A 13396-nucleotide genomic window follows, 5' to 3' on the forward strand; every position below is an offset into this window, starting at 1 on the left:
ATACGCCAAGTGCCTTTAAAGCGATAGATATGTGGATTCGAAGGAGATTGCGAATGTGTCTCTGGAAGCAATGGAAGAACCCGAGAACCAAAGTCAAAAGGCTTATCTCCTTAGGCGTGCCCAAGGATAAAGCCTATGAGTGGGGAAATACCCGGAAAGGGTACTGGCGAATTGCAGGAAGTCCAATTCTACAACGTGCATTAAGTAACCAATATTGGGAGTCCAATGGACTAAAAAAGCGTATTGGACAGATACAACTTCTTACGGAATATTTCATGAACCGCCGTATACCGAACGGTATGTACGGTGGTGTGAGAGGTCGGGGGCTAGCCGCCCCCTCCTACTCGATTGAGCTTAGTTTCCGAAGTTGGATAAATGTGTCATTACTAATATTTTTTAACTATTAGTTCTTGAAGAATGAGCAGGGAAACCATAAGAATTTAAAGGCAAACCTATCAAACGCAAGGTATGGCTGGTCTGAACCTGAATCGTTCTCCTGGACAACCAAAAAACTTACGGAGGAACAACGTCGTCAGTGAGCCTCAATGCTCGAACAGCAACAGCCCGCAAATTTGAAGCCCGGTACACCTAGACTCTTTCGTCGCCGACATACGCTTACCAATACCGACGAAGAGGCTCAAGCATTTTTAAAAAGCAAACCTTGACAGCTCAAGAAGCAGGTGGAGGCTTAAAAGATCGATCATTTGCTCTTTGAAGACGAATCCATGATTCACACTTATCAAGCAAATCATCTCTCTAGCTTTGTAAGACTTATGATCACGCATGAAAGTTATAGATTAGTTGTTTAAGAAAGCATAGATTCTATACACTGTGACTACACTCGTAGAAGCTTATGTGCCGTTATCTTCGGACAGGGGTTCGACTCCCCTCGGCTCCATCGAAAAACCCGCTCCCAGAGCGGGTTTTTCACGTCTATAGATAGAAAATGTAGTCCAAAGTAGTCCGGACTATTTTGGCTACCCTATTGCTAGGGGGGCAGTAGTCCATTGTCCTCGGAAGCTGAAACACAGAAACTGCTAAATCAATGCGAATATAACCAGCAGCGCAATTTATTGGCACAGACTATAAAGATGATGCTCTATGAATTGGCCTGCTTCTCTTCGAGCGTAAGCTCCCGTTTAAGAGGTCTTCCTGATGCCTGCTTCTAGTATCCTGCAAACCTAAGATTCCGTTTTTCTAGTAGCTCGCACGCTATCTCTTTCCTGAGGATTCAACTCTTTGGATTCCAATGATGGTTATGTCAAAACCACATTCTTCAAATAATTCTCTCGGCAGCTTGCCTTTGCTATTCGCTGAGATAAACAATTGCGTAAACGCATCCGTATACGTAATTGCCTTTGAAGACATGTTTCACACATAAGGATTGTTAGTTAACTGCTTGATTTCTTTATCTGTGAACATTTTCTTGCTCATACCATTCCACTTTCCTATCTTCTTATTATAAACAAAAATACCCTACCGAGAGACTTTTTAAAAGTGTCTACTTGATAGGGTACAGTTTAATGCAGCGGAGCAAGCTCTATTCAATTGCAGCTGCAGCCTGCATGATGAAAGGGAGAGAAAGGGCATTTGCAGATGCTGTAATCCAGTTATGGTCTTAAATTCGGTGTATGTACAGGAACTGTTCTTGCTTTCGTAGCTTGCTCAAAGGAATAAGCTAGGTTAAGCAGCGTTTGCTCGCTGTATGCTGTTCCCAAGAATGAGATGCCCACCGGTACGCCTGCTTCTACCATTCCCGCAGGTACGGTTACTTCAGGGAAACCTGTAGCAGATGCCACGTAGCTCGCTGCATAAGTATCATACGCATTGCAGACATAAGTAGGGTCTTCTTTGTCAAATCGGTTGGAAGCAGGGCAGGCCATCGTAGGGAAAACGATTGCGTCCAGGTTGTTCTTCTTCATAATCTTTTCAATTTCTTTACGGGTCTGCGGCATTTCTTTCTTAACGATCTTCTTGTACTCGTTAGAATATAGAGTATCTGCTTTAGCCAATGCTGTCTTCAAGCCTTCTAAACGAGCAGGGTTAACAGGTGTTGCCGAGTTCAATACTTCAGGAGATTCACTAATATCGATTACTTCTTGCAGCGTTTTAGGTCCACCGGCAGGAAGCGAGCGTAAATATTTTTCAAACTGTATTTTGAATTCCGCATCCCCGACCGGTCCAAGAACTGGAGTCCAGAGGTACTTGGTTTGTTTGGAGAATGTGACAGGCACTACTTCCGTTCCCATGCTTTTCATTTTAGCAATCGCTTGGTTCGTAATAGCATCTACTTCATCATTGCCGCCGAAGAAGTCAGTTGCCACACCGATACGTGCATGCTTCAGCGAAGAAGCGTTAAGTGCTTTGGCGTAGTCTTGAACATAACGGTTCGCGGATTTTGTCGCATAATCTGCTTTGTCTGTTCCAGCCATCGCAGTAAGCACTAAGCTAGCGTCTTCGACACTACGTGCCAAAGGACCAGTTACGTCCAAAGAAAGGGAAGAAGGGACAACGCCGCTGCGACTAGTCAATCCCATAGTTGGTCTAATACCTACTAGTCCGGTAACATTGGCTGGACCTCTGACGGAACCGGAAGTATCCGTTCCAAGTCCGAATACGGCAAAGTTAGCAGCTACCGCTGCTGCACTACCACTGCTGGAACCGGAAGCGTCACGGCTCAGATTGTAAGGATTAATTGTCAAACCGCCCATGGAGCTATAGCCCAGTCTGCCATAGGAAGCGGCGAGCTCGGACATGTTTGTTTTGGCAATTACAATGGCTCCGGCATCGATAAGCTTCTGTACGGTGAATGAATTCTTAGTAGGATTTTCATTCTTTAGAGCTACAGCCCCAGCTGTGGTCGGCATGCCAACCACATCAAAGTTATCCTTTACGACAAAAGGAATGCCGTGAAGCTTGCTTCTTGGTCCTTTCGATTTTCGCTCGGTATCGAGTGCCTTTGCTGTTTCAAGAGCTTGGTTGTTAACCGCAATAATAGAATTTATAACAGGGCCTTGTTTATCAAAGGCTTCAATACGTTTCAGATAGTATTTCACAAGCTCTTCCGATGTAATTTGCTTTGTGTCCAGAGCTTTTGTGACTTCATCGATGCTTTTCTCAAACGGATCAAATGTACTTTTTGCTATTTCGGCATTTGCATGATTCCATGGCAAAATCGAGAAAACTAGCAAAATAGCTAGTAAAGCTTTGAAGTTTATATATTTTTTTCTCAAGTGTCTTGCCTCCTGATGTCTTTTTTAATTAGTTCTTAATGCTCATTTTCTCTCCCTGTAACAGTTATCGTCATTTCCTCTGAATAAATGAATGGAATTCGACAATATATAACAAAAGCCATTCTTTTACCGATAGTTATGTATAGACAAAATTCATGTTTACATAACAAGATGGAGGAGAAACAACTTGAGAAAGAAACTACAGTGGAATCTAAAGCTTCAACTATTGGTTACGATGGTGGTCCTGGTATTGCTGTCGACATTATCGATGGGACTCGGGATCAACCGGCAAGTTAAGAAGGATATGACGGAGGATTTCTACGATGCAACTCGAAAGGAAATCGAACAAGTTAGCGGTGCTATAGACTTGTACTTTACTACCGTGAATGAATCGGTTGAATATTTTGCAAAGAGCTCACTCGCCAAGAAGATCGACAGTTCCATCACCTCTTATGTGGATGTAGTAGGAGCAGATGGAACTCTTCAGATGACTCCAGCTAAAAATGGAGGTATAGAAGCTAAGATTTATAACTTTTTCTTGGAATATTCTAAGACACATCCAAATGTGCCTTATATCTATTTGGGAACAAAGGATGGCGGATACATACAATGGCCGGATGGTACTTCCACCGATAAATTTGAACCGAGATCAAGAGCCTGGTACACCCAGGCGGTTGAGAATCCCGACAAAATCGTACGCTCGGGTGCTTACGCTGCCTTTACCACAGGTACACCGATCGTCAGCTCTTCGGTTACCATTAAGGATGACACAGGTAACATCGTTGGTGTCCAAGGTGTAGACGTAAGTTTGGACTTTCTGACCGATACCATCAATAACATGAAGATCGGTAAAGCAGGCTATGTCATCTTGGCAGATCAAACCGGTACGATCCTCGCAAATCCTAAGAACCCGGAAATCAACTTTACAAATCTAAAGGCTCTGGGTATAGCCGAATTTGCTGACATTGACAAACTGGCAGGTAAAAATTTGGACATCACCTTGAATAAGCAGAACTACAATGCTAGTGTCTACGTATCACCGGAGAATGGTTGGAAATATATTGCAATCATGGACGAGAGTGAAGTAGCGGAATCAGTTAATGCGATCCAAAACATTATTTTCCTCATCATGGCTGTTATCGCTGTTGTCGCTATCGGAGTAGCTTTGTATTTAGCTGGCGCGATTACGAAGCCGTTAAATGCGGCTGTTCAGTATTTGCAGCAAATCGGCAGTGGTGACTTGGCGGTCGATATTCCGCAATCTATGCTGAACAAGCGAAGTGAAGTAGGCACCATGGTACGGGCTATTGATGCGATGAAGCAGGATATTCAGAACATGATCGGCGGCATTTCTACTTCGGGGCAAATTGTCTCTCAATCGGCGGATAAACTTACAGACAGCATGGATCAGACACAAAATGCTTCCTCACTCATTACCGAGTCCATCATTCAACTTGCTTCTGCTTCTAGTGATGAAGCTACCAATGTTATGGAAGGCTCTGAAAAAGTTGAACAGCTCGGCGGAGCGATCGATCAAGTTACTGCATCCGCTCAGGAAATACTGGATCTTGCTCGTCGTACAGCCGAATTGAACCAACGCGGCATCGTAATTGTACAGGAGTTAGTAGGGAAATTTAACAGCACACAACGAGCTTCCGAGGAAACAGCACAAGCTATTAATCATGTGAGCGGTAGTACTAGTGAAATCAGCGGCATACTCGGTACGATTCTTGAAATCTCCGGTCAGACGAATTTGCTGGCTCTAAATGCGTCCATTGAGGCTTCAAGAGCAGGTGAACATGGGCGGGGATTCTCTGTGGTAGCTGCCGAGATCCGCAAGCTCGCGGAGCAATCAGCTTCTGCTGCGAATAATATCAGTCACATTATTTCAACTGTAAAAAACCAGGTGGGAGCGGCTGTTCAGGCCATGGGTACATCCCGTGAACTATTTATAGACCAGGAAACGGCGGTTCGAGAAACCGAATCCATCTTTAACGATATTATGGTTTCTGTGAACAGCCAAATGGAAATGACGAACCAGGTTGACGACCAGGTGCAGTTGATGGTTGAAAAACGCCATGAACTCACAGACATCTTCACCAGTATCTCAGCGATTACGGAAGAGAATGCTGCCATTACCCAAGAGGTGTCCGCGGCAGCAGAGGAACAGCTGGCTACGATTGATGATATAGCAGGTTATCTGACTCAGCTGCAGGGACTTTCTAAGGATCTGGAGGACAATATTAAGAAATTCAACATCCATAACCAGTGATGTACTCCCTGCATGGGAGAGAGGCTCTTTAGAACAAAACAAACCAGCCAGAGGAGGAAATTTCCTCTGGCTGGTTTTTGGGGTTCGACTCCCCTCTGCTCCATACATGTGTAATTCTAGAAGTTGACAAAAAAGAGGGGATTAAAGTAATTTTAAAGAGGATTCCATGGAATAGGTATTCAGGTGAGGAGAGGACGAAATCAAAATGGTAGCTAATTGGTGGTTGGCTCTCATTATTATGGTTGGGTTAAACGGAATTTTGGCTTGGACTTTGTTTTTAGGGCTAGAGCCTATAAGCCGAAGGGCCAAAAAGTGGTTTTTTATCGTTGTGAATGTTATTGGGCTCATTCTCGCTGTCTCCCAATTTTTCTGGATGGATTTTTAGACTTGGATTCTTGTTTTTTATTTTCTACACTCGTAGAAACTTATGTTCCGTTATCTTCGGACAGGGATTCGACTGCCCTAGGCTCCATATTTTGTGGCAACTTTAGGGATTACAGGTTCGCTGAACGTAGGCCTGGACGAATCGTTTAAGTTCTGGGAATTTCTCATGGGTATGGAATCTTTATAAGGAAAAGAGCGGTGGACACAGATGATCTTCTGTGTCCACTGCTCTTTTTTCTTCTGTAATCAGCTTGCCACTGTTCGTGATAAAATTAGACCAAAACCACTATCCTCCACCGCATGATGTTGAGATTATTTCAGGAGGTGACTTAGGCATCGTGTGGTTCACCGTGCTGTTTGTAACGGCATGTTCTAAAGTTCATCGCATCGGGCGGCTTTAACTAAACGACATAAAAAGTACTTTTTTCGACCCATTAAGTCAGTGATCCTATAAATAAATTAATCAGAACGAGTAATATAAAAAGAATAAATCACATACGAGCAATTCATTTTATACTTTAAACTTCGTAACGAGAGCTTCCAAGCTTTGAGAATCTTTGCTAAGCAAGTCAGTAAGTGAAGCAACCTCCTGAACTAAGGAGTTTTGCTTGGCAGTCATAGTGTTCACAGCTTTAACTCCTGTAAGCGATTCTTCAGCTACAGTTGCCATTTCGGAAACAGATGCTGCAATTTCTTCTGAGCCTGCCGCCATTTGTTCGCTGATAGCAGAAACCTCATGAACTTGCAAAGCTACTCTCTGAGTGGATTTCAAAATGTTTTCAAATGATTCGATTGCTTCTTCCATCTTCTTTTGGCCTGTCAATACTTCTCCCGTCACTTGCTGCATCGCACGTTCAGTTTCTTGAGAGTCTTTCACAAGATCTTGAAGCAATCCGAATATTTGTCCTGTTGAAGTAGAGGAATGCTCTGCCAGCTTTCGGATTTCGCTGGCCACTACCGAAAAACCTCTTCCATGTTCGCCTGCTCTTGCCGCTTCAATTGAAGCATTTAACGCAAGCAAATTCGTTTGACTCGATATTTCTGTGATGGTGCTAACAATTTTTTCAATATGAGAAGAGCGTTCTTTCAAATTAGATACGATTTCTACAGTAGAACTTACAGAATCGCTAATTTGGGTCATCTGCTTGCTAACTTGCTGTATAAAATTCACACCGCTTGCTGCCTCTTTCTCCGTCTCCGTTGCGGCATCGGCAAGATCCTCTGCGGATTCGGCGACACGCTGCACACCTGTAGACATTTCATTGATTGCTTGTGAAGCATCAAGTGTGCTTTGCACTGATGTTGCCGCTCCTCGCTCAATACTGTTTCCCTGTCTCGTAATTTCCTCTGTCGCACTTGCAGTTTCTTTCGTATTTTCAACCAGTTTACTCGACGAACTCAATACACTACGGGAGGTATCGCGGACATCTTTAATAATGGATTGCAGAGTCTCTAACATAGCATTTAAGGATTTTGAGATTTCTCCGATTTCATCCCTGCCGGAGTAATCCAGTCTTCCGGTAAGATCACCCCCGTTTTTCGCAATTTCGGCGATTTTTTCATTGACTAACTTAAGCGGTTTTAACTTAACGAAAATAATAACAAGTATTGCAAGTAATGCCGCAAATGTAACTATAAGTAAAAGAACAGTTGTGGTAAGCATCAAGCTTGCTTTTTGCTTGGCAGCGTTTGCTTCATTTTCCGCTCTAGTATTCATCTTTTGTTGAAACTGCTGCAGCGGCTTCAAGATGATCTTTTTGTTTGCATCGTAATTGCTGTCAAACATGAGTTCCCGGGCTTTGGTAAAATCTTTGCCTTCCACAGCTTTCATTGCCGCACTTTCTGTTTTGACAAGAGTATCCGAATTTTGTTTTGACTGTGATATAAGATCCAGCTCTTCTTTGGGCGCACCCAATTCAGTTAATTTCTCCACTACATGATCTCTCGTTTTGGTCTCGTTTACTTCCTTCCAATAGTTGTCATAGTGGACTTTATTTCCGAACTGCACGAAAGCTCTTGCTTCGTTAGTCAAATAGTCCGAAGAGTTGGCTAAATCGATACCTAATTGCTTGAATTCTACTTGCCTTTTTACAGCGACGCGTTCCTGCGTTACGCTCTTTTGAAGGTTATACATACTAATTCCGTTCAGGACCGTCAGAAAAATAAAAAATCCACTCATCGTTTTAAGCCAGGTAGAAATTTTCATATTAGCCCACTCCTTTATTATGAAAAAAGACCTTATTTCATTTTATCGGTTGACTTTATTCGACAAAAGATAGGTCTTTATACCTGTTTAAAATGATGTAATAAATAGTAAATGTCTCAAAACGAGCTTGTTAATTTTATTTTAATGCTGTAGGTACCGGATAAGTAAAATCCACACAAAATTATGAAAAGTTACAAAAAAAGGATAAATATAAAATGATCATTAATTACTATCTCTACTAAGGATAAGTATCGTTCTTTTGGAAATGATGAGGAGCCTTATCTTCGGACAAGGGCTCGACTCCCCTCGGCTCCATATAAGGTTCTATATAGGGATAAAAAAGGCAAACATAGGATGGGATGAGTTAATAAGGAGATATAAATGAAAACCAGTACACTTATGCTATAATTTAATAAAGTGTTTCTGTGCTTTTAGAAAAATTGGATAAAGGATGCATTGACCAACCATGTATGAGAATCAGACTTCTATGCACCACAAGCTGTTTATTATCGGCGCAGGTGCTGCCGGACTAATGGCCGCTGTTACTGCGCGTGATATGGGTATCGATACTGCCATTCTGGAGAGCAACGACCGGATTGGAAAGAAGATATTAATGACAGGTGATGGCCGCTGCAACATTACGAATGATTCCACTGCGACGGGTACGGATGAAGCGGTCGCTTTGTCGCGTAAGTACCACAGTAATCAGGCTGGATTTCCATTGGCGGTATTACAGCAATTTGGCATTCGTCAAACCATTGATTTCTTCTCCTTGCTCGGGCTTCCGCTTACAAGATTGAAGGAGGGCTTGATGTATCCGATGTCGCTGCAAGCTGCAGCGGTGCAGGATATTTTTCAGCTTGCGCTGGAGGATCGGAATGTTCCGGTATACCTCAAGAACAAAGTGTTGGATGTTACTGTTTCGACGAATCATCCGCGCTTCACGATAAAATGCCAAACGGAAACAGAGGAGGGGGAGGTACAAGAGGTTGTTTATACCAGTGAATATCTATTTCTCTGTGCGGGTGGCCTTACCGGTCCAAATGCGGGAAAAGAACCTCCTGGTTATACGCTTGCCGAACGTCTGGGGCACTCCCTGGTCGAGCCTTTGCCAGCCATTGTGCAATTGAAGCTAAAGTATCCGAATATGAGGGCGCTGACCAGTATCAAATTTCAGGGACAAGCCCATATCTTTGTAAATGGTAAAAACATTCTCAGTGCATCTGGTGAGATTGCTTTCACGGATTATGGCATTTCTGGTCCGGCAGCTCTCCAGCTAAGCAGGGTAGCTTCTTATCATCTCGCAAGAGGAGAGAATGTGACAGTATCGGTTGATCTGATGCCGGACCGCACGGAGGAAGAGCTAGTTAATTTTTTGGAAATGCTCTGGGAGACCTTTGGACACCGGACTGTTGCAGATTCTCTTGTGGGTATCTTCAACAAGAAGTTGGTTTCTGTCCTGCTGAAGGAGGCAGGCATCGACCAGCAGCCACAGCTACTTTGCCAGGATCTATCGATGAAAACCAAGAGGACATTTTATCGAATCTTGAAGCGTTGGGAATTTAAAGTGACGGATACCAATGGCTTTACGAATGCGCAAGTGACAGCTGGTGGCATCGATACGACTGAACTAATCGAGGGAACGCTGGAATCCAAGTTAGTGCCTGGTCTTTATTTGGCTGGCGAAGTGATGGATGTGGACGGAGATTTCGGCGGCTATAATCTGCAATGGGCATGGAGTTCCGGATATGTGGCCGCGATGGCGCTAGCTAAGCAAATTCAATAAATTTATAGGAAAAGGGATGCATCAATTAACATGTATGAGGATCAGACTTCTAAGCACCACGAACTGTTCATTATTGGTGGAGGTGCTGCAGGTCTAATGGCTGCAGTTACGGCAAGGGACCAAGGTATTGATACTGCAATTATTGAGAGCAATGACCGGCTTGGGAAGAAAATAATAACGACGGGTAACGGGCGTTGCAACATTACGAACCAATCCACCGCCACCGGTACGGATGAAGCGGTCGCTTTATCACACAAGTATCACAGCAATCAATCAGGATTTCCAATACATGTACTGCGGCAATTTGGTGTCCGCCAAACGATCGAATTTTTCTCCTCGCTCGGGCTTCCTTTTGTAAGCTTGGAGAATGGCCGGATGTATCCGATGTCGCTGCAGGCGGCTTCGGTGCCGGGTGTATTTAAGCTGGCGCTGGAGGATCGGAATGTTCCCGTATATTATAAACATAAAGTGTTGGATATTATCGTTTCGGAGGAACATCCGCGCTTTACGATTAAATGCCAAACGGAGACAGAGGAGCTAGTCGAGTATACCAGCGAATACCTCTTTCTATGTACGGGGGGTCTTACTGCTCCGAAAACGGGAACAGATGGATCCGGTTATACGCTTGTCGAACGGCTGGGACATACTATGATTCATCCTGTGGCAGGCATTGTGCAATTGAAGTTAGATTATCCGTATTTGAAGGAACTATCTGGCATCAAATTCGAGGGATTAGGTCATATTATCGTAAACAATGAAGTCATCCGCAGTGAATATGGTGAAATTCTTTTCACGGACTATGGCATCTCGGGCCCGCCAATACTTCAGCTAAGCAGGAAGGCTGCGTATAATCTCGGAAGAGGAGAGTCCGTGACATTGTCGGTTGATATGATGCCGGAACGTACGGAAGAAGAGGTAATTGATTTTCTGGAAACACACTGGGCGATCTTCGGGCACCGGACAGTTGCGGACGCCTTTATCGGCATCATCAGCAAGAAGTTGATTCCGGTTCTGCTGAAGGAAGCGGGAATTGATCAACAGGTTCACCTGCTCTGTGAGGATTTATCGTGGAAAACTAAGAAAATATTTTATCGACTCATGAAGCGTTGGGAATTTAAAGTGGCCGATACCAATAGCTTCACGAATGCACAAACAACAGCTGGTGGGATCGATACGATTGACCTAGTTGAAGGAACGTTGGAATCTAAGATTGTACCTGGGCTTTATTTGGCAGGTGAGGTGATGGATGTCGATGGTGATTGCGGCGGCTATAACCTGCAATGGGCCTGGAGCTCAGGCCATGTCGCTGCAATGGCGCTTGCTAAACGACGTGCCGGCACCACATAAGAGGATAGAAGGTTGCTGACCTTGATACGTTGCGGTGAATACTTGCATGCACTTGAACGCACGGCGGCTAATGAATTTGCCACGCCACGGCTCTGCTCCGTTTGGAGTAAGTAAAGACACCTTGTGAGGTGTCTTCTTTCAATCAATTCGTATTCCAATATTCCCAGACTGCTCCCCCTGTTGCATTCGCTGAAAGGCTTGAAGGGTGTCTTGTAAAGGATACACTCTATCAATGATAGGGTATATCGAGTGGAGTTCCATAAATTGAAGCATCGCAACAAACTCCTCACTGCTTCCCATTGAGGTGCCGATGATACTAATTTGGGGGTAAAATATGGATCGTACTGCTAATTCCATTCGATCTCCTGAGCTTGCCCCAAATGTAACGATCCGGCCATTTGGCTTAATGATATCAAAGTACTGTTGGAACGTCGCTGGCCCGATACTATCCAGGATGAGATCCACTGTTTCTCCTTTCATACTTTCCCTCCAATCACTATGACTGTCAAAGGCATGATCTGCCCCATGTGCAAGAGCAACTTGTCTTTTTGTTTCACTTCGTGATGTGACACTGACTCGTGCACCCGCTGCTGAAGCCATAAGCATGGCATAAGTAGCCACACCGCCACCAATACCTGGAATAAGGATATGTTCACCTTGCTGTAATCGGCCTCTCGTAAACAAAGCCCGATAGGCTGTCAAGGCAGACAAGGGCAACACGCCCGCTTCTTCCCAAGACAAATAAGCTGGCTTGCTGATGGCATTTTGCGCAGGGATGATGATAGACTCGGCAAATGTACCATCTGAAGGGCCGCCCACTATGGCCGGAACGTTCGGGACATCGTGGGTGATTTCCCATCCGATACACGGATTAATGATTACATCGGTACCTACTGTAAGTGATGTTACGCCTTCACCTACCGCTTCAATTATACCCGCCCCATCAGAGCCCATAATCAGGGGAGCATCCTCATTTGTTCGATCCGCCATGAGAAATAAGTCTCGATGATTTAACCCTGCGGTTTTCAGCCTTACTTTTACTTCGCCGAAGCCCGGCTGTTTGTCAACAACGTCTTCATATGTCAGGCTCTTCAAGCCGTTCATCCCAGCATGTACGATTGCTTTCATCCTAATCCTCCAGTAATTCGTATTTCAATGAATCTATATTGAATTGTACAGAGTGGGAATCATACAGTAAAATGAACAAAACCGAATGTGAGTATCATAAATGATCATACCAAGCAGGTGACATAGAAATGGAAAGCGGAGATTTAAGAATATTTCAGGCTGTGGCTCGAGAGGGGAGCATAACCAAGGCTGCGCAAATGTTGAACTATGTACAGTCTAATGTGACGACTCGAATTCAGTATCTTGAGGCTCAGTTGAAAACACCCCTTTTTCGGAGATCCAATCGAGGAATGACGCTAACTTTGGCTGGCGAGAATTTACTGGGATATGCGGATAAAATACTGACTCTGATGGACGAGGCTGTGAAAACTACACAATACTCGGACCATCCTGCAGGGCCTCTTCGGATAGGCTCCATTGAAGCGACTGCAGTCATTCACCTAACTCCTCTATTGGCCGAGTATCAATCACGATATCCGGATGTTAATTTATCGCTCACTACGGGTGTGACACATGCACTCTTACAAAAGGTGTTGGATTACGAGCTTGATGGAGCGTTCGTCTATGGTCCTGTTGATGAGCCAGATATAGAACATATCGCGGCCTTTGAAGAGGAGTTGGTGTTGATCTCTGAGCCGGGACAAAACGAAATGTATGAGCTACTCATGAAACCGATGTTGTTCTTTGACGTTGGATGTACGCATCGGGCAAAAGCAGAGAGTTTTCTGAGAGGCACTGGCCTGACCACTTATCAGATTATGGAATTTGGCACATTAGCGGTTATTCTAGATGGCGTTTCCTCTGGACTTGGTGTGTCTATGCTGCCACAGTCATCGATTGCCAAGGCGGAAGAGCAGGGCATAGTCACTTCCCACCGCTTGCCTGAAGAGTACCGAGATTTGCAGGTATGGTTTGTGTATAGACATGACTCGATTTACTCAAGCGCATTGACAAGGTTAATACAATTAGTTGAACGAAGCGTCGAATGTTAGTGCTAGACCATTTCATCAAACAATCTAAGTAACACGCAGCAGGAGGAA

The 13396-nt window shown here is 44.2% G+C and carries 7 protein-coding genes and 2 pseudogenes; 5 read left to right on the plus strand and 4 right to left on the minus strand.

Annotated elements, in window-relative coordinates; translation table 11 throughout:
• Positions 1-279: pseudogene (locus L1028_RS21730) on the plus strand (group II intron maturase-specific domain-containing protein); the annotation flags it as partial.
• A gap of 829 nt (positions 280-1108) precedes the next feature.
• Here the strand turns inward: L1028_RS21730 and L1028_RS21735 are convergent.
• Positions 1109-1434: pseudogene (locus L1028_RS21735) on the minus strand (HTH domain-containing protein); the annotation flags it as partial.
• A 176-nt stretch (positions 1435-1610) separates the two neighbouring features.
• Complete coding sequence (locus L1028_RS21740) at positions 1611-3233, minus strand: amidase family protein (RefSeq protein WP_234539559.1); 1623 nt, start codon at positions 3231-3233, stop codon at positions 1611-1613.
• A gap of 187 nt (positions 3234-3420) precedes the next feature.
• On the opposite strand from L1028_RS21740, the gene L1028_RS21745 reads away from it, so the two are divergent.
• Entirely contained in the window at positions 3421-5505 is a 2085-nt protein-coding gene (locus tag L1028_RS21745) for a methyl-accepting chemotaxis protein (RefSeq protein ID WP_234539562.1), read from the plus strand.
• An 895-nt stretch (positions 5506-6400) separates the two neighbouring features.
• On the opposite strand, the gene L1028_RS21750 is transcribed toward L1028_RS21745, so the two are convergent.
• A complete protein-coding gene (locus L1028_RS21750) occupies positions 6401-8095 on the minus strand; it encodes a methyl-accepting chemotaxis protein (RefSeq protein ID WP_234539563.1) in 1695 nt (564 codons plus the stop codon).
• 466 nt (positions 8096-8561) lie between these two features.
• On the opposite strand from L1028_RS21750, the gene L1028_RS21755 reads away from it, so the two are divergent.
• Positions 8562-9881, plus strand: coding sequence for an aminoacetone oxidase family FAD-binding enzyme (locus tag L1028_RS21755; RefSeq protein WP_234539567.1), 1320 nt, complete (start codon positions 8562-8564; stop codon positions 9879-9881).
• 30 nt (positions 9882-9911) lie between these two features.
• Positions 9912-11228: a BaiN/RdsA family NAD(P)/FAD-dependent oxidoreductase gene (locus L1028_RS21760; RefSeq protein WP_234539571.1), complete on the plus strand. Its 1317-nt coding sequence runs from the start codon at positions 9912-9914 to the stop codon at positions 11226-11228.
• A gap of 138 nt (positions 11229-11366) precedes the next feature.
• On the opposite strand, the gene L1028_RS21765 is transcribed toward L1028_RS21760, so the two are convergent.
• The gene (locus L1028_RS21765; protein WP_234539573.1) at positions 11367-12356 is read right to left on the minus strand and encodes a zinc-binding dehydrogenase; all 990 of its coding nucleotides are present in this window, start codon (positions 12354-12356) and stop codon (positions 11367-11369) included.
• Between the two features lie 128 nt (positions 12357-12484).
• On the opposite strand from L1028_RS21765, the gene L1028_RS21770 reads away from it, so the two are divergent.
• Entirely contained in the window at positions 12485-13348 is an 864-nt protein-coding gene (locus L1028_RS21770; protein WP_234539577.1) for a LysR family transcriptional regulator, read from the plus strand.
• Positions 13349-13396 lie beyond the last annotated feature (48 nt).

It is taken from the genome of Paenibacillus pseudetheri (genome assembly GCF_924513355.1).
Classification (GTDB): Bacteria; Bacillota; Bacilli; order Paenibacillales; family Paenibacillaceae; genus Paenibacillus_AQ; species Paenibacillus_AQ pseudetheri.